17 protein-coding genes are annotated in these 17,714 nt (G+C 34.1%); 8 read left to right on the forward strand and 9 right to left on the reverse strand.

Annotation, left to right across the window (positions count from 1 at the left end):
* Positions 1-2: 2 nt before the first annotated feature.
* Both HA151_RS01095 and HA151_RS01100 read right to left on the reverse strand, forming a co-directional pair.
* Positions 3-1,001, reverse strand: coding sequence for a sodium-dependent bicarbonate transport family permease (locus tag HA151_RS01095; RefSeq protein ID WP_209105731.1), 999 nt, complete (start codon positions 999-1,001; stop codon positions 3-5).
* Between the two features lie 6 nt (positions 1,002-1,007).
* Entirely contained in the window at positions 1,008-2,660 is a 1,653-nt protein-coding gene (locus tag HA151_RS01100; RefSeq protein ID WP_079317885.1) for a SulP family inorganic anion transporter, read from the reverse strand.
* Between the two features lie 222 nt (positions 2,661-2,882).
* On the opposite strand from HA151_RS01100, the gene hemB reads away from it, so the two are divergent.
* The 5 genes from hemB (at position 2,883) to HA151_RS01125 (ending at position 8,054) form a co-directional block, all read left to right on the forward strand.
* Positions 2,883-3,884 (forward strand): porphobilinogen synthase, encoded by a 1,002-nt coding sequence (hemB, locus tag HA151_RS01105; RefSeq protein ID WP_209105732.1) that lies wholly within the window; start codon positions 2,883-2,885, stop codon positions 3,882-3,884.
* A 62-nt stretch (positions 3,885-3,946) separates the two neighbouring features.
* A complete protein-coding gene (locus HA151_RS01110) occupies positions 3,947-4,333 on the forward strand; it encodes a VOC family protein (RefSeq protein ID WP_032523985.1) in 387 nt (128 codons plus the stop codon).
* A gap of 14 nt (positions 4,334-4,347) precedes the next feature.
* Positions 4,348-6,759 (forward strand): endonuclease MutS2, encoded by a 2,412-nt coding sequence (locus HA151_RS01115; protein ID WP_209105733.1) that lies wholly within the window; start codon positions 4,348-4,350, stop codon positions 6,757-6,759.
* A gap of 42 nt (positions 6,760-6,801) precedes the next feature.
* Positions 6,802-7,785 carry a GTPase ObgE gene (gene obgE, locus HA151_RS01120; RefSeq protein ID WP_209105734.1) on the forward strand — a complete coding sequence of 328 codons (984 nt, stop codon included), beginning with the start codon at positions 6,802-6,804 and terminating at the stop codon, positions 7,783-7,785.
* 86 nt (positions 7,786-7,871) lie between these two features.
* Entirely contained in the window at positions 7,872-8,054 is a 183-nt protein-coding gene (locus HA151_RS01125; RefSeq protein ID WP_209105735.1) for a hypothetical protein, read from the forward strand.
* 68 nt (positions 8,055-8,122) lie between these two features.
* Here the strand turns inward: HA151_RS01125 and HA151_RS01130 are convergent, their stop codons facing one another.
* Both HA151_RS01130 and HA151_RS01135 read right to left on the reverse strand, forming a co-directional pair.
* Positions 8,123-8,341, reverse strand: coding sequence for a CP12 domain-containing protein (locus tag HA151_RS01130; protein ID WP_019480078.1), 219 nt, complete (start codon positions 8,339-8,341; stop codon positions 8,123-8,125).
* A 127-nt stretch (positions 8,342-8,468) separates the two neighbouring features.
* The gene (locus HA151_RS01135; RefSeq protein ID WP_209105736.1) at positions 8,469-9,413 is read right to left on the reverse strand and encodes a glutathione S-transferase family protein; all 945 of its coding nucleotides are present in this window, start codon (positions 9,411-9,413) and stop codon (positions 8,469-8,471) included.
* Positions 9,414-9,436: 23 nt separating this feature from the next.
* Here HA151_RS01135 and HA151_RS01140 point away from each other — a divergent pair, with 23 nt between their 5' ends.
* On the forward strand, positions 9,437-10,342 hold the full coding sequence (locus HA151_RS01140) for an aspartoacylase (RefSeq protein ID WP_209105737.1): 906 nt from the start codon (positions 9,437-9,439) through the stop codon (positions 10,340-10,342).
* Positions 10,343-10,461: 119 nt separating this feature from the next.
* On the opposite strand, the gene HA151_RS09330 is transcribed toward HA151_RS01140, so the two are convergent.
* Positions 10,462-10,590 (reverse strand): hypothetical protein, encoded by a 129-nt coding sequence (locus HA151_RS09330; RefSeq protein ID WP_257473228.1) that lies wholly within the window; start codon positions 10,588-10,590, stop codon positions 10,462-10,464.
* A gap of 190 nt (positions 10,591-10,780) precedes the next feature.
* Here HA151_RS09330 and psbA point away from each other — a divergent pair, with 190 nt between their 5' ends.
* A complete protein-coding gene (gene psbA, locus HA151_RS01145; protein ID WP_002805533.1) occupies positions 10,781-11,863 on the forward strand; it encodes a photosystem II q(b) protein in 1,083 nt (360 codons plus the stop codon).
* 108 nt (positions 11,864-11,971) lie between these two features.
* On the forward strand, positions 11,972-13,072 hold the full coding sequence (gene aroC / locus HA151_RS01150) for a chorismate synthase (protein ID WP_209105738.1): 1,101 nt from the start codon (positions 11,972-11,974) through the stop codon (positions 13,070-13,072).
* A gap of 31 nt (positions 13,073-13,103) precedes the next feature.
* On the opposite strand, the gene HA151_RS01155 is transcribed toward aroC, so the two are convergent.
* From HA151_RS01155 to HA151_RS01170, 4 genes are all read right to left on the reverse strand, one after another.
* On the reverse strand, positions 13,104-13,730 hold the full coding sequence (locus HA151_RS01155) for a bifunctional 4-hydroxy-2-oxoglutarate aldolase/2-dehydro-3-deoxy-phosphogluconate aldolase (RefSeq protein ID WP_209105739.1): 627 nt from the start codon (positions 13,728-13,730) through the stop codon (positions 13,104-13,106).
* Between the two features lie 21 nt (positions 13,731-13,751).
* Positions 13,752-15,605 carry an ATP-dependent zinc metalloprotease FtsH gene (gene ftsH, locus HA151_RS01160; RefSeq protein ID WP_209105740.1) on the reverse strand — a complete coding sequence of 618 codons (1,854 nt, stop codon included), beginning with the start codon at positions 15,603-15,605 and terminating at the stop codon, positions 13,752-13,754.
* 46 nt (positions 15,606-15,651) lie between these two features.
* The gene (sat, locus tag HA151_RS01165) at positions 15,652-16,827 is read right to left on the reverse strand and encodes a sulfate adenylyltransferase (protein WP_209105741.1); all 1,176 of its coding nucleotides are present in this window, start codon (positions 16,825-16,827) and stop codon (positions 15,652-15,654) included.
* 73 nt (positions 16,828-16,900) lie between these two features.
* Positions 16,901-17,695 (reverse strand): photosystem II manganese-stabilizing polypeptide, encoded by a 795-nt coding sequence (locus tag HA151_RS01170; protein WP_209105742.1) that lies wholly within the window; start codon positions 17,693-17,695, stop codon positions 16,901-16,903.
* Positions 17,696-17,714: the final 19 nt, after the last annotated feature.

Here is a 17,714-nt window from a genome sequence, read left to right on the forward strand (position 1 = left end):
TTCTATAGAGGGGAAAATGGGATAATGGTATTTACTAAACTCATATATATGGGAATGCCAAGAACTATATTGAATGGGAAAGTTAAACCTAGTGTAGTTGAAATATAATAACTAGATTTAGCTTCTGGTACCGTCATCCTCATTGCTGCAGGAACTGCTAAATAAGAGGCGCTAGCACATAAAACCACAAATAAAAGTGCGTTGCCAGGTCCTAATGATAAAAATCTTGCAACGAAAACACCAATAAATGCGTTAAATAAAGGCATAAAAATGGCAAAGCCAATCAAGAACGAACCCGCATTCTTCAATCTAGGTAATCTTTGAGCAGCGACTATTCCCATATCTAACAAGAAGAAGCATTCTGCTCCATAGAATAATTGTCCAGTAAAAGGCTCCATTTTTGCAATCCCTGAGGGATTACTGGAAGCAGTAAGAAATCCTACAATTAAGCTTGAGAGCAATAAATAAACTGATCCATTCAAAAGTGATTCGTGTAATATTGCGCTTAGATGCATTTTTCTTGATTTTGGCCTATTTTTGGGAGCTGCAAATTTCACAAGTAATAATCCAACAATTATTGCAGGAGACTCCATTAAAGCTAAGGCTCCAACCATAAACCCATCAAAAGCTATTTTTTGACTTTCCAAAAAACTTTCTGCGGAAATAAATGTAACAGCACTAATTGAACCGTAAGCTGCTGCTATTGCTGCTGAATTAAAGACATCAAACTTAAATCTTAAAATTAAAAATCCAATTAGCGGGATAACTAGCGACATTAGTATTGCAGCACTTAGAGTAGGCAATACTTGATCATTAAACCCACTGTTCTGAATCTCTATACCTCCTTTAAACCCAATAGCTAATAAAAGATATAGAGAGAAGAGTTTAGGTAATGGAGCTGGTATTTCTAAATCAGATTTAAAGATTACTGATATTGCTCCAATCAAAAAGAAAAGAACTGGAGGGGCTAATACATTTTGCAGAATTGGATTTATTTCCATAAATTATTAGGCTATTTCATTTAGAGCAGTTTCTAAAGCTTCTTTTCTTGTCTCAATGATGCCTTCAACTCCAAACTTAGCTAATCTATCCTTTACTTTTTCATTTGCCCCAGCAACAAATGCTTTTCTGGAATTATTTTTTGCTTCCTGCATCATGTCCTCTATTGCCAGAGTAGCCGTCACTCCAAGTCGTGGAACATCAGTGATATCAAGTATTAAAACCTTGTAGTTTCTTACCAGCATCATTCTCTCAGATATACCTTTGGCTGCTCCAAAACTAAGTGGTCCTTTAAGTCTAAATAACATTACTTCTCCTGAGCATCTATCTAGTAGTGCTTTTTCATCAGCAGGTAATGCATTTTTGGCTTGATCATCATTTGATAAAGGATTATCCTCGTCCATACCTTCTAGTTGAGTTTCGGTTATTGAATCGATAGTGAGCATATTTGCTATGAAAACACCTACTAAAACTGCCCAAATTAAATCCCAAAAAACAGTCATTAGGAGTACTCCATACATTACAACTGAAGTTTTTAAAGATAATTTGTGAGCCCTCCTCAAGAATCCCCAATCAATAATATCTAAACCAACTTTTATAAGAATTCCTGCAAGCAATGCAGTTGGTATTTGCTCAGCTAGGGGTCCTGCGCCAACTAAAACTATCAACAACACAACCGAGTGAACCATACCAGAAATGGGAGTTGATCCTCCAGATTTAACATTTATAACTGTTCTCATGGTTGCTCCTGCTCCAGGTAAACCTGAAAATAGACCTGCAACAGCATTTCCTATTCCTTGACCAATAAGTTCTCTATCAGAATTATGTTTTGTTTGAGAGATATTGTCTGCTACTAGAGATGTCAGTAAAGAGTCAATTGCGCCAAGTACTGCTAGGACTAATCCTGCTTTGAAAATAATTGGGAAATATTGATTGAAACTTGGGAAATTTAAAGATGGGACTCCCCTTGGAATTTCTCCAATTCTATCAATAGCTCCATCTCCAAAAATTAATATTGATATTGGGGTAACTATCAATAGGGCCAAGAGAGGAGAAGGAACCCACTGACTTATTTTTCTAGGAGTAAGAAATACTATACCTAATGTCATTATTGCTACTCCAATAGCAGCACCATTTGGCTGGAAATTTGAAAATACAGTACTTAAAGATTCGACTACTCCACCTCGAGTGCTAATTCCAAGTAATGGTCCAATCTGAAGCGCAATGATTATTACTCCTATGCCAGACATGAATCCGGAAACAACAGAATATGGAACTAAAGTAATGTATTTACCTAGTTTTAGAATCCCGAATAATATTTGCAGTAAGCCGCCAATGACTACTGCTGCCATAACTAAAGGTAAAATTTGTCCTGCAGAAAGATCTCTTGGAACCCCTACTGCTGCTAAGCCTGCCACCACCCCTGCAACAGTTACACTCATGGGGCCTGTAGGTCCACTAACTTGAGCAGGTGTTCCGCCGAATAATGCTGCTAAAAAACCAACTACTACTGCTCCGTATAGTCCATAAATTGCTCCGCCAGGCCCTAACGCAGCATTTCCAAAAGCAAGAGCGAGAGGTAAAGCCACTACTGCGGCTGTGATGCCTCCAAGAATATCGCCTCTTACATTTTTCAGATGAAATCCATTAATTATTTTCAAAGATGCTCTCCTTAAAATAAACACTTAACTAGAAGATAATATCTCTTAATGACGTAAATTTGTGAAAAATGAAGATTGTGCAAAATATTTTTGTAACTTTTTTGCTCTTACTAAATAAACTTTAGTTAATTTTCCTGAACAAAAGGAGTCTCTGATTGATTTAAGTGTGAGGTGAGCGATTAATGTATTAGATAAATATTTTTCAATTTAAATAATATTCAAATGAATTCGATTATTCGTCCTAGAAGATTAAGAAGGTCTGAGGCAATTAGAGAAATGGTAAGAGAAAACCATCTAAAAGCTTCAGACTTTATATATCCATTATTTATTCATGAAAAAGATTCTAAAGAGGAAATTTCGGCAATGCCAGGAACTTTTAGATGGGATATGAATGGCTTAATAAAGGAGGTCACTAGGGCGTGGGAATTAGGAATTAGGTGTATTGTTCTTTTCCCAAAAATAAACGATAGCTTAAAGACTGAAGATGGAGCAGAGTGTTTTAATGAAGAGGGTTTAATTCCTAGAGCTATTCAAATATTAAAAAAAGAGATTCCAGAAATGGCAATAATGACAGATGTTGCCTTGGACCCTTATTCGTGTGATGGACATGATGGACTAGTTGATGAAACTGGAAAAATATTGAATGATGAAACGATTGAAATATTAAAAAAACAAGCTTTAACTCAAGCTAGAGCTGGAGCAGATTTTATTGGCCCTAGTGACATGATGGATGGCAGAGTTGGAGCAATCAGAACTGCTCTTGATAGTCAAGGATTTAGTGATGTAGGTATTATTAGTTACACAGCAAAATATTCATCTGCTTATTATGGTCCATTTAGAACTGCTTTAGATTCGGCTCCTAAAGAAAATAGTAAGAAAATAATTCCAGACAATAAGTCTACATATCAAATGGACCCTGCCAATTCAAAAGAGGCTTTAATTGAATCTGCATTGGATCAGTATGAAGGAGCTGATATTTTGATGGTAAAACCAGGAATTTCATATTTGGATATTGTTTATAGACTAAGCACATTTTCAAATAAGCCCATAGCTGCATACAACGTTAGTGGGGAGTATTCCATGGTAAAGTCTGCTGCTATGAAGAACTGGATTAACGAAAAAGATATTGTTTTAGAGACATTGCTAAGTTTTAAAAGAGCAGGAGCAAAATTAATACTCACTTATCATGCTTGTGATGCATCTCAATGGTTGCAGGATACTTAAAAACTCATTATTAACAAAAATTTGGTTTATTCTTAGATAAGTAATAAATTAATTGCTTTGTTTTGAAGTTTTCACAAGGAGTAAATAGGATTGGTCACATTGCACTTAGAGTAGAGAATCTCGAAAGGGCGAAATCTTTTTATATTAAGCTGGGTATGAATTTGGTTTGGGATGATAAAGATTGGTCTTATTTAGAGGCAGGTAAAGGGAAAGATGGACTTGCGTTGTTAGGCCCTAGCTACAAAGCTGCTGGACCTCACTTTGCTTTTCATTTTGAAAATAAAAAAGAAGTGGAAAATATTCAAAATGATTTAAAAAATTCTGGTGTAAAAGTTGGTCCTTTACATGAGCATAGAGATGGAACAGCATCTTTTTATATGAAGGATACTGAAGGAAACTGGCTTGAGATGCTTTATGTTCCTCCTGAGGGGATTCAATCGAATGTTTGATTCTTTTTTTTTGTATGCAAGAGAAAAGTTATTCTAAAAAATTATATTCAGATAACACCTTAGAAGAAGAATCTATAAACCTTTTAGAGTGGGATTCATTAAAAACGCATTTATCTTCATTCGCCTCAACCGAAATGGGTAAACGATCAATTTTAAGTTTTGTTATACCTTCTGAATACGAGTCATCTAAAAGACTTTTGAATGAAACTGTTGAAATTAATGAGTTAGAAAAAAATTTAGATAAATCAATTAGTTTTTCTGGTGTTTTCGATATTAGTAGAAATATTGAAATTTGTTCGAAGGGAGGAGTAATTGCATCTTCTGAATTGTTAGAAATAGCGAAAACAATTGCTGAAGCAAGAAATTTAAAAAAAATCTTACTAGATTTTGAACAAAGGCCTTATATTTCATCATTTACAAAAAATTTAATTGATCATCAGAATATCGAAACGATTTTTAAAAAAGGCATTGAATCTAATGGAAGGATTTCAGATAATGCTAGTAATGAACTATCTATTCTTAGAAAAGAATTATTATCTAAGAAACTTGAAAGAAAAATATTAGTTGAGAAATTTATTCAAAAGAATTTAGCTTATTTGCAAGATACTACTATTGGAGATAGATATGGTAGACCTGTTTTAGCATTGAAAGTTAATTATGTAGATAAATTTAAAGGCATAATTCATGACTCTTCATCTTCAGGAAATACAGTATATTTTGAGCCGGATAGTGTAGTAACTAAAGGTAATAAGATAGCTTCTTTAGAAGCTAGGATCACAGCAGAAGAATTTAAATTACTTAAGAAATGGTCCCAAGTTGTTAGTGATAATTCAGAAAATCTTATTGGAATGGCATCCATTTTATTGAGATTAGAAAATGCTCTAACTCGTTCAAGATATTCGAAATGGATTGGAGGCAAAACTCCTAAGTTTGAGAAAAATCCTATTATTTCTTTAATTGGTTTTTCTCATCCATTATTGATTTGGGAGCATAAGAAAAAAGGAGCTCCTCCCCCAGTGGCTGTCGATTTTCATATAAATAGAAATATTAAGGTTGTAGCTATTACAGGTCCAAATACTGGAGGTAAAACGGCAGCTTTAAAAGGCTTAGGTTTGTCTTTACTTATGGCTAGAGCAGGATTATTGATACCCTCAACTAATAATCCTATTATCCCTTTTTGTCCAAATATATATGTGGATATAGGAGATAATCAATCATTAGAAGAAAATTTATCTACCTTCAGTGGGCATATATCCCGCATAAAAGAGATATTAGATTCACTTGATAATAAGAAAGGATTATCAGTTGTTTTGTTAGATGAGATTGGATCTGGTACGGATCCTCTGGAAGGAAGTGCTCTCGCGATGGCTTTATTAAAAGAATTTGCAAATAAATCTGATATCACTTTAGCAACTACACATTATGGAGATATTAAGGCTTTAAAATATAATGACTCAAGATTTGAAAACGTATCAGTTGCCTTTGACGAGGATTCTTTGAAGCCAAAATTTATACTCAACTGGGGTATCCCTGGGAGAAGTAATGCTTTATCAATTTCAAAGAGAATTGGTCTCGATGAAAGCATACTTAATGAAGCTGCAAATTATCTAAAGCCAAAAGAAGTTGATAACATTAACAATATTATTAAAGGACTTGAGGAAGAGAAGATTAAACAACAAAATTCTGCAGAAGCGGCTGCAGAACTGATTGCAAGGACTGAAATATTACATGATGAACTGAAGAGAAATTATGAATATCAAAAAATAAATGCTGAAAAAATCCAGGAAATCGAAAGGTCTAAATTATCAAAGCATATTGTATCTGCTAAAAAAGAGGTAATAGATTTGATTAAAAAATTAAGAGATAAAAATGTTAATGGAGAGGATACGAGAATTATTGGAAAAAGATTAAAGGAAATTGAGACGGAACATTTAACCCAAAAAAAATTTGAAAAGTCAATATCATGGAATCCTCAGGTAGGCGATTTTGTAAAAATTAAAAGTCTAAATAGTACGGGACAAATTGTAGATTTAGATAAAAAAGGTGGTTTTTACGAAGTTAAATGTGGTTCATTTAGAAGCACATTATCTATAAATGACTTTGAAGGTATTAATGGAGAAAAGCCTAATTTCAAAAGTTCAAAAATTGAGATCAAGTCTTCAAGGGAAGATTTTTCTTTTTCTAAAATTAGAACGAGTAAAAATACAATTGACGTAAGAGGGCTAAGAGTTCATGAAGCCGAAATAATTATTGAAGAGAAAATTAGAAAATTTCACGGACCGCTCTGGATTGTTCATGGAATTGGAACAGGGAAATTAAAAAAAGGACTAAGAAATTGGTTATCAGGTTTAAATTATGTTGATAAGATTGAAGATGCAGCCAACAACGAGGGTGGACCTGGTTGCAGTATTGCGTGGATAAAATAAAATTTAAAAAACTTAGAAAAAAAATTTAATAAGCGTACTTAAGTGCAATTTATTGATCAAGCAAACATTATTCTTAAAGCTGGAAAAGGTGGCAATGGAATAGTTTCATTTAGAAGAGAAAAATTCGTTCCTGCTGGAGGACCTTCCGGGGGAAATGGTGGCAGAGGGGGTTCAGTTATTTTGATGGCTGATAATAATCTTCAAACATTATTAGATTTCAAATTCAAACGTGAAATAATTGCTGAGGATGGATGCAAAGGAGGTCCTAATAAGAGATCAGGTGCTTCAGGTGAGGATAGAATCCTTAAAGTTCCCTGCGGTACAGAAATAAGGGATATTAAAACCGGCATTATTTTAGGAGACTTAACTAAAGATAAACAGAGTTTGACTATTGCCATTGGAGGAAGAGGTGGACATGGTAATGCTTACTATTTAAGTAATCAAAATAGAGCCCCAGAATCATTCACTGAAGGAAAAGATGGTGAGATATGGGAGGTCCAATTAGAGCTAAAACTTCTTGCAGAGGTTGGTATTATAGGCCTTCCAAATGCTGGGAAAAGTACGTTGATTTCCGTTGTATCATCAGCCCGTCCAAAAATTGCGAATTATCCTTTCACGACTCTAATACCTAATTTAGGTGTAGTAAGAAAAATTGATGGGAATGGTTGCCTTTTTGCGGATATTCCTGGATTAATCTCTGGTGCAGCTGATGGAGTAGGTTTAGGGCATGATTTTTTAAGGCACATCCAAAGAACGAAGATACTTGTTCACTTAATTGATGCAATTGCAGAAAATCCTTTACATGATTTTGAGATTATTGAGCAGGAATTAAAAAAATACGGAAAAGGTCTAATAGATAAAGAGAGGATAATAGTATTGAATAAAATTGAGCTTGTAGATGATGATTATTTGAAAATAATTACAAAAAAGTTAGAAGATTTATCTAAAAAGAAAGTTTTAGTTATTTCTTCATCTTTAAAAAAAGGTTTATCTTCACTGCTTTCTGAGGTGTGGAAAAGGATATAACTTAAATTAAAAATTTTTTTGTAAAAGAATATACTTGATTTAATAATGAAAATTAGTCATAAATAAGATACTTCTTAAAACACAATATGAATTTCTATACTTGCTACGATCAACAAGGAAAAATAATAGCTAGATGTCAAACCATCCAGGATATTGAGGTTTTGAAGAAAATGGGAAGACCAATTGTAGAAGTGAAGGAAATGAAAAATGAGGAGTCGGTTGTTTGTTCACTTACAGGAAGTCCTTCCGACTTTAATAGAGATTACTAATAGAATTAATAAATAAAAAAAGGGCTTTTAGAGCCCTTTTTATTGTGCATTATCTATAAAAAGAAAACTTAATCATCATAAACAAGACATTCTGGTTCATCCGGGTTGGCATCGCAGAATAGTTCCAAAGCATTAGGGTCATGTTTATCATCCGGATGATGATCCTTATACTCTTCGAGTTCTTTAAGCTCTTCAGTTAAATGTCTGACCTTTGGAAGATTGCCCTCTGCTTTTGCAGATTCGATTTCCGATTGATCTTTTTGGATGTGTTCGTCAATGGATTTCATTTTAAGCTTTTCGTACTTTAGTAGACATACATAACATAGTTAATTTCTAATGAAATTGCATTATCTATGAACTAAATAAGTGTTCATTACAACATCGTTTTTTTTTGAAATTGATTTATTTATTTTTTTAGGCCTTTACTTTCATTATTTCCTTTAGCGATGGTAAAACTGGGATTATTTGATTTGGGTTTAAAGGGAATAAAGCTTTGTAGTAATCTTTTTTCCATTCATTATCGAAGCATGTACTATTTACGTTAGATAATTTAAAGAATTTTAATCTCCATTCAATAATCTTTTCAAAACTTGATAGTTCTTGTTCAGTACATTTGAAAAGTTTGCTATATATCAATTCCCATCTTATAAGCGTTGGGAAAAGGTAAATATCTGCGTAGGTCAACTCTCCTCCAAATATCCAGTCACTTTTATTTTTCTGTAATAAATTTTCAACTTTATTTAAAGCTGCAAAAAGATTTTGACTTGCTTTTTCGTAAGCTGACTGATTTCTGGCGAAACCACATTTATATACCCCATCATTAATGCTGTTATTAATTAAATCTAAAAATTTTTGATTACAGTCTTTAATAGTTAATGTCTCATTTTTTGATTCACTTTTTATTGAATTAAGAAGTTTTATTATCTGTGAACTTTCATTAGACAAAATTTTGAATTCATTTTCTACAAAATTAATTAAAAGAGGTAGTGTCGCTCTAAAAATATTCTTTTTATTTGCTTTTTTGTAAAGGTCTGAAAGTCTTTTATGTCCTTTAAAATTTCCATTGAAAATCCATTCGCCATGTTCAACATCTGCTTTTAAAAAAATAACTTTAACTTTTTTAGATAAATGTTTTATTTCGTGGACGAGTAAAGTTCTCTGACACCATGGACAAGAATTCCCTACCAATAAATAAACTTGTCCATTCTCATTATTAATATCGTATTCACTATCAGTTGTTATACCCTTAGGCCTTTTATAATTACCATGTAAGTCTGATGGCGCGAAGCCATTCATTAATTGGGTCCAAAACCAAAACCAGAATTTTCTGGAGGCCTTTATCAGGTATTTATTTTGCATAAAATTTTATTTTTAAAGAAAAAATGACTGTTCAAAGAATACTTATCGTTTCAGGCACTCATGGGAATGAAATTAATCCTGTTTGGGCTGTTAAGCAATTTAAGAGAAAGGAAAATAGTTTAAATAATGATATTGAGTATGAGTACATCATAGGTAATCCTGCTGCCTACGAAAAAGGTTGCAGATATATAGATATAGATTTAAATAGATCTTTTAAAAAAAGTGAGAATTTTGATCAACACAAGAATAGCTTTTATGAAACTAATAGAGCCAATTTTTTAGTAGATGAATTTGGAATTGACGGATCTAAACCCTGTCAAATTGCAATCGATTTGCACACTACTACTGCAAATATGGGAACAAGCATTGTTATGTATGGGAGGAGATCTAAAGATTTTTGTTTAGCTGCATTACTGCAGAACAAATTTGGATTGCCTATTTATTTGCACGAAAAAGATAAAGCCCAAACAGGCTTTCTTGTAGAAGCTTGGCCATGTGGTTTAGTTATTGAAATAGGAGCTGTCGCACAAAATTTTTATGATCAAAATATTATAAATAGATTCTCTCTAATATTAAGCTCCCTAAGGGAAGAGATAGATAAATTAAAAAATAAACTTATAGAACTTCCAAAGGAATTAGTGGTTCACGTTCATGAAGGGAGTATAGATTATCCAAGAGATGAAAAGGGAGATATTGATGGCATAATTCATCCTGAAAGACTAAACCAAGATTGGAAAATGATTAAAAAAGGAGATCCATTATTTCTGGATAGCCAAGGAATAATTCACAAATATGAACGGGACCAATTGATTTGGCCTGTTTTTATTGGAGAAGTTGCTTATAAGGAAAAAAAAATTGCCATGAGCTATACAAAAAAAGAACTGATTTGTTCCAAAAAACAATGGGTTCAAGAGTTTGAAAGTTTTTAAATTAAGAAACCGGAACAATAAATCGTTGAAAACTAATAAGGATTTTTTATTTTATAGATAAGTTTATTTAATACTTAATGCTTTTATTTTTTTTTTGCTAACTCTCAATCCTTAAAAACTTAAATTCTTTCACTCCAATAAATAACAGCTCCAAAAGCCTCTAATTGCAGTCTTCTATGCTTAGCCTCTCTTAAGGAAACTACCTCTCTAGATCTTTTTCCGTTAAAAAGCCATTCGATTATTACCAAGTTGAATCCTCAATAACAAAGAAAATCTTAAGACATGGAAGTTCTTTTCTCCTGTTTTCCAAAAAATAAGTTTACTTAAAGAAAAAATATTTACACATTTTTAGCGATTTTGGTCTAAAATCTTCGAAGCGGAAACTTATTTTCCGTTTTTATTTACACGTCTCACTTTAGAGACATACTTTACGAACTCATGACAACTATTCAGCAGCAGCGTTCTTCGCTGTTAAAAGGTTGGCCACAGTTTTGTGAGTGGGTAACATCAACTAACAACAGAATTTATGTTGGTTGGTTCGGCGTCTTAATGATTCCATGCCTTCTTACAGCAGCGGCTTGCTTCATCGTTGCATTCATCGCAGCACCACCAGTAGACATCGACGGAATTAGAGAGCCAGTTGCTGGTTCATTCCTATATGGAAACAACATCATCTCAGGTGCAGTTGTTCCTTCATCTAACGCTATTGGTCTACACTTCTACCCAATTTGGGAAGCAGCTACTGTAGATGAGTGGTTATACAACGGTGGTCCTTACCAGCTTGTAATTTTCCACTTCCTAATTGGTATCTCAGCATACATGGGAAGACAGTGGGAGCTTTCATACCGTTTAGGTATGCGTCCTTGGATCTGTGTTGCATACTCTGCACCAGTTTCAGCAGCTTTCGCAGTATTCCTTGTATACCCATTCGGTCAAGGTTCATTCTCTGACGGAATGCCTCTAGGTATCTCTGGAACATTCAACTTCATGTTCGTTTTCCAGGCAGAGCACAACATTCTTATGCACCCATTCCACATGGCTGGTGTTGCTGGTATGTTCGGAGGATCTTTATTCTCAGCTATGCACGGTTCACTTGTTACTTCATCTCTAATCAGAGAAACAACTGAGACAGAATCTCAGAACTATGGTTACAAGTTCGGACAAGAAGAAGAAACATACAACATCGTTGCAGCTCATGGCTACTTCGGTCGTTTGATCTTCCAATATGCAAGTTTCAACAACAGCAGAAGTCTTCACTTCTTCCTAGCTGTATTCCCAGTTGTTTGTGTATGGTTAACTTCAATGGGTATCTGCACAATGGCATTCAACCTTAACGGTTTCAACTTCAACCAGTCAGTTGTTGATGCAAACGGTAAGATTGTTCCTACATGGGGTGACGTTCTTAACAGAGCAAACCTAGGTATGGAAGTAATGCACGAGCGTAACGCTCACAACTTCCCACTTGATCTAGCAGCAGCTGAGTCTACAACAGTAGCTCTTTCAGCTCCAGCTATTGGTTAAGCTTAAAGTTCTTAAACTTACAAGCCCCCTTTTTGGGGGCTTTTTTTTGTTTAATTTTCAATTGGTTTCATATAATGTTTATATATAGATAAAACATTTGATATTTCTATGAGTAGTAGTTTTGGAAAAATTTTTCGTGTTAGTACTTTTGGAGAATCACATGGTGGTGCAGTAGGAGTTATCCTTGACGGATGTCCACCTAAATTAAAAATAGATATAAATCTGATACAAAATGAATTAGATAGGCGCAGACCTGGCCAAAGTGACATTACAACACCCAGAAATGAAGAAGATAAAATTGAATTATTAAGTGGGATAAAGGAAGGGTTAACACTTGGAACTCCAATAGCAATGTTGGTAAGAAATAAGGATCAAAGACCGAAAGACTATAATAATTTGGAGCAGGTATTTAGACCTTCTCATGCAGATGGTACATACCATCTGAAATATGGAATTCAGGCAAGTTCTGGCGGTGGAAGAGCCTCTGCTAGAGAAACAATTGGGAGAGTAGCTGCTGGTGCTGTAGCAAAACAATTATTAAAAACCTTCTGTAACACTGAAATACTATCTTGGGTAAAGCGTATACATGATATTGATTCTGATATAAATAAAGAGAAGATTTCTCTCAAAAAAATAGATTCTAATATTGTTAGATGTCCTGATGAAATGGTATCAACAAAAATGATCGAGAGAATTAAGGAATTAAAGCGTCAAGGAGACTCTTGCGGCGGTGTTATTGAATGTCTAGTAAGAAATGTTCCCTCTGGTCTTGGAATGCCTGTTTTTGATAAATTAGAAGCTGATTTAGCAAAGGCTTTGATGTCTTTGCCTGCCACGAAAGGCTTTGAAATAGGTTCAGGTTTCTCTGGAACTTATTTAAAAGGAAGCGAACATAATGATGCCTTCATCAAGTCTGATGATATTAGTAAGTTAAGAACAACATCAAACAATTCAGGAGGTATACAGGGCGGAATAAGTAATGGTGAAAATATCGAGATGAAGATAGCTTTTAAACCTACAGCAACCATCGGGAAAGAACAGAAAACAGTAAATGCTGAAGGAAAAGAAGTTTTGATGAAAGCAAAAGGGAGACATGATCCATGCGTTCTACCAAGAGCAGTTCCCATGGTTGATGCTATGGTAGCTTTAGTACTTGCTGATCATTTGCTTCTAAATCATGCTCAATGTGACTTAATAAATAAGCAGTAGTTTTGTTGAATAAATTGTATTTATACTTAACTTAATTATTTTTAAGCCATTCATATATTTTTGGATCAAATTTTTTATTTTTGATAGCTTTATCTCCAATTACTACTGCTTTATACCCTAAAGATTTATAAGTTTTTAAATCATTGATTGATAGTCCTCCAGCAGCGATGAAATCAATATTTTTAAAGTTGAGTATATTTATCGAACTATCTTTACTTTTTATTGGATAAATTTTGATAATGTTGCAATTTAAATTTATCGCTTCCTTAAAATCCTTTAAATTATTAATTCCAGGAATAAGTAAATAATTTTTTGACTGTGCATAATTGAAAAGATCTTTATCCCAATATTTCATCATCGAAAAATTTAATCCAATTTTTAAAGAATCCTCTATTGATTGCTTATTAATTATGGAGGCAGAGCCTAAATTAATTCTTGGATATTTAATTTTGATAATGGATACAAAATCTAACCAATTTTCGTTGTTAGACCAACTTATTTCAATATTTTTTAATCCTAATTTTACTAGGCTTTCTAATTCTTCAAAAAATGAATTTCTTATAGAGGTATTTGAGTAAATATTATCTTCAGGTTTTATAAGTAAAAAAAAAGACTCTTTTTTCAGGAACTCCGAAAAAGAATCTTCTTTATTATTCATTAAAAATTTAAATTTTCGAGCTTAAATATAGTTTGCGACTTTTACTTCTGAGCGGTTAAGCAAATCTTGGATATCTTCAGTATCTATAGTTTCTCTTTCGATGAGCATTTGAGCCATTTCGTCAAGAACAGTTCTGTTGTCTGTTAAAACTTTTGTAGCTCTCTTATAGGCAATATCAACAAGTTCAGAAACCTCCACATCAATTGTAGCGGCTGTGTCTTCAGAGAAGTCTCTTGTAGAGCTCATATCCCTTCCGAGAAACATTCCACCTTGAGATTGACCTAGAGCGACTGGACCTATTTTGTCACTCATGCCAAATTTAGTGATCATTTGTCTAGCTACATTGGCAACTTGCTGTAAATCATTTGAAGCTCCTGTAGTGACTTCTTCTTCTCCATAGACTATTTCTTCAGCAACTCTCCCTCCTAGGGCTACAGCCATTTGATTTTGAAGGTAAGAACGAGAATAAAGTCCTGATTCCATTCTTTCTTCACTTGGAGTAAAGAAAGTTAAGCCTCCGGCTTGACCTCTTGGGATTATTGAAACTTTTGCTACAGGATCATAATCAGGCATTAATGCTCCTACAAGTGCATGTCCAGCCTCATGATAAGCAACCAATTCTTTTTTCTTGTCACTAATAACTCTATCTTTCTTTTCTGGGCCAGCCATAACTCTTTCAATAGCATCGCTTACTTCATCGTTACTTACTTTATCTAAGTCTTTTCTAGCTGCTAATATTGCAGCTTCGTTTAGTAGATTTGCAAGATCAGCTCCTGTAAACCCTGGCGTTCTTCTGGCAACTTTATCAAGATCAACATCTTTTGAAAGTGTTTTATCTTTAGCATGAACATTTAATATTTGTAGCCTTCCAGCATAATCCGGCCTATCTACTGTTACCTGCCGATCAAATCTACCTGGACGCATTAGAGCTGAATCTAAAACATCAGGTCTATTAGTAGCAGCAACTATTATTATTCCAGAGTTACCTTCAAATCCATCCATTTCTGTAAGAAGTTGGTTTAAAGTTTGTTCTCTTTCATCGTTTCCTCCTCCCATACCTGCGCCTCTTTGTCTACCCACTGCATCAATTTCGTCAATAAATACTATGCAAGGAGCATTCTTTTTGGCTTGCTCAAAAAGATCTCTAACTCTGCTTGCACCAACTCCTACAAACATTTCCACAAATTCTGAACCCGATATAGAGAAAAAAGGAACACCTGCTTCTCCTGCGACTGCTTTAGCTAAAAGAGTTTTTCCAGTACCAGGAGGTCCAACGAGAAGCACACCTTTTGGAATTTTTGCTCCAACAGCAGTAAATCTATCTGGGCTCTTAAGAAAATCTACAACTTCAGTTAATTCTAATTTTGCACCTTCAACACCAGCTACATCTGAAAAAGTAACCTGTGTAGATGGTTCCATTTGAAGCCTAGCTTTGCTTTTGCCAAAGTTCATGGCTGGATTACCACCTCCAGCATTTCCGCTTTGAGACCTTCTGAAAAGAAAAAATAGTCCTCCTATTAAAAGAACTGGAAAGATTAAGCTACTAATAGCTTGTTGCCATGGGTTAGCTAATTTTGTAGGTGTTACTGCAATATCTACATTATTTTCAGTTAGAATTTTTAATAAATCTTTGTCTGGGGCTAAATTAACTTCAGATCTGCTCCCATCATTTTCAACCACTTGAGCCGTTGCATTGTCTGGAGATATTAAGACTCTACTAATTTCTTTATCTTGAACAGCCTCTATAAAATCACTGTATCTTAATGTCTTTGTAGCATTTTCTGTACTAGGTTTATCAAAAACAGAAGTACCAATGAAAATTACAGTGATGACGGCAAGGACATAAAGCCCGACGTTTCTCCAACGTTTATTCACAATAAATAATCTCTAATTTATACATAATACTAATAATAAAACAATATTAAGAGTTTCTTAGTACATCTACTACACTTTTAAATGCAAACCATTCTGGAATTGGTTCGCCGCTCCTCAATTTTTTCCTAAATTCTGTACCACTAAGTTTCATAATTTCATAATTGTATTCCTTAGCTTCTTCAGCCGTAATATATCCTTTTTCCTTGGTATAAACTAAATTTTTTGAAGGAACAGTTTGCATCATTAACTCGCCTGCACATTTATTTGCAAAATTCTGTGCGTCATATGGTCCATAAAAATCTTCACCAGTTGATGATGACTTACAACCAGCCATATCTCTACCGATAATAAAATGGGTGCAACCATAATTTCTTCTTATTATCATATGTTGAAGAGCTTCTCTTGGCCCTGCCATATGCATTGAATAAGGTAAAAAAGCCCATTTTATCCTTGCATCAGATATTTCTTCTTCTAACTCTTTATAGGTTAAATATCTAACTTTTCCAGGGATATCATCTTGTTGAGTTGGCCCACAAGTTGGATGTACTAAAACAACTGAATTATGAGAAACATTATCTGACAGTAAGGCATTAGTAAATAATTCATAATGTGCTCTATGAATTGGATTTCTGCATTGAAATGCAACTACATCATAATTAGATGGCAGCGTAGCTCTTACTTCAGCAGGGGTTTTGCAAGGAAATTCTCTAATTGGTAATTCGAAGCCGTAAACCCTCCCACCTATGTAGAATCTACCCCTCTCATTAAAGATCATCTTAACAGCTGGATGATCTAAAGAATTAGTACCATAACAAAGTTCAGCCTCTAAGGATTTATCAGGCTCCCATATAGAACTTACTTCTAAAACTGCAATTTTTTGGTTTTTATAGGTAAGCAAGATTGTCTCTCCAACTTTTACTTCTGCATTATTTGAATCAAATACAATTGGTAAGCCAAAAAGCAAACCGCTTGTGTCTCTATTATTTTTAATGACCGATTTATAGCTATTTTCATCCATAAAACCTTCCAACGGAGAAAAAGCTCCTACCATCAAGAGTTCTAAGTCGCATGCATTTCTCTCGCTACATTCAAACTCAAAGATAGCTTTAGAGATAAGATCATTTTTGAGATGATTATCTTTGATAATTAAATTTTTTAGTTCCCCTCCGTAAGGCGGTATTAGTCCATCAGAGTCTGTTAATGTTTTTTGTTGTGATTTCATTTTTTTGAATAGATAAAGAAAAATTTTGAAAAAAAAAGAGGGGTTGAACCCCCTTTTATTTCTTAACTAGAATTTATGCCTTTCTTCCGTAAAGCTCTCCGATTATTTTTACATCAAGTGGATCTTTTGATCCCATGTCTGTATCTGAAGGTTGGATAGCTTCAAAAGTGCCTGCAAATTCGTCTGTGTCAGAATCCACATTATTTATTGAAAGAGTGATAACCCCTGTACCATTTACATCAACTTTGATATTTTCCTTGGCAAGTTCTTCATCATCTCCTCCTAATGCAACTAAACCTTGAGCATATTCAACTCCAGTATTTTTTGCTCTTGCTTTAGGATCTAGAAAATCACCAGTTCTGTAGTTAGGTGTAAATGTTGAACCACTAACTTCGGTTCCTGGCTCAATAGATGAAGGTAAATCAGCTTTAAGATCTTTTGCTGAGAATGCAAATGGGACCTCTAAGCCACCAGGAGTTAAGACTGTAATAAGTTGAAAATCGATACCACCTTTTTCGGTAAAAGTTCCTGAATCTATATCTCCATAAACTTCTGTAACTGTGGTGTTATTTCTGGGGCTAATAATTTTTGTAGAAACAAATTCTGCAGCTTTTCTTTTCGTCCCTGGCACTTTTACATAAACTTCTGTTGGATGCATGCATATTCCTTTAAGGCTATCTCCATTTCCTACAGATATTGATCCGACAAGAGATGAGTCTAATGTAGGACAATCATTAGCTTTACCTGTGTTCACAACATCTGTAAATTGTGCGTTTCCTCTTTCAGAAAAAGCAAATGTTTTAACAGGTACGAAAGCAAAAGTTATACAAATTGAAATAACAAAAGCTAAGAAAGAACGAATTCTCATAATTAAAGTTGCAGTAAAG

The organism is Prochlorococcus marinus XMU1419, assembly GCF_017695955.1.
In the GTDB taxonomy this organism is placed as follows: domain Bacteria; phylum Cyanobacteriota; class Cyanobacteriia; order PCC-6307; family Cyanobiaceae; genus Prochlorococcus_A; species Prochlorococcus_A marinus_AD.

Coding starts and splice junctions, on each gene's coding strand:
- hemB (WP_209105732.1), top strand. CDS start 2,883: ATGAATTCGATTATTCGTCCTAGAAGATTAAGAAGGTCTGAGGCAATT.
- aroC (WP_209105738.1), top strand. CDS start 11,972: ATGAGTAGTAGTTTTGGAAAAATTTTTCGTGTTAGTACTTTTGGAGAA.
- HA151_RS01140 (WP_209105737.1), top strand. CDS start 9,437: ATGACTGTTCAAAGAATACTTATCGTTTCAGGCACTCATGGGAATGAA.
- HA151_RS01155 (WP_209105739.1), bottom strand. CDS start 13,730: ATGAATAATAAAGAAGATTCTTTTTCGGAGTTCCTGAAAAAAGAGTCT.
- HA151_RS01095 (WP_209105731.1), bottom strand. CDS start 1,001: ATGGAAATAAATCCAATTCTGCAAAATGTATTAGCCCCTCCAGTTCTT.
- HA151_RS01170 (WP_209105742.1), bottom strand. CDS start 17,695: ATGAGAATTCGTTCTTTCTTAGCTTTTGTTATTTCAATTTGTATAACT.
- HA151_RS01130 (WP_019480078.1), bottom strand. CDS start 8,341: ATGAAATCCATTGACGAACACATCCAAAAAGATCAATCGGAAATCGAA.
- HA151_RS01125 (WP_209105735.1), top strand. CDS start 7,872: ATGAATTTCTATACTTGCTACGATCAACAAGGAAAAATAATAGCTAGA.
- psbA (WP_002805533.1), top strand. CDS start 10,781: ATGACAACTATTCAGCAGCAGCGTTCTTCGCTGTTAAAAGGTTGGCCA.
- HA151_RS01135 (WP_209105736.1), bottom strand. CDS start 9,413: ATGCAAAATAAATACCTGATAAAGGCCTCCAGAAAATTCTGGTTTTGG.
- sat (WP_209105741.1), bottom strand. CDS start 16,827: ATGAAATCACAACAAAAAACATTAACAGACTCTGATGGACTAATACCG.
- HA151_RS01115 (WP_209105733.1), top strand. CDS start 4,348: ATGCAAGAGAAAAGTTATTCTAAAAAATTATATTCAGATAACACCTTA.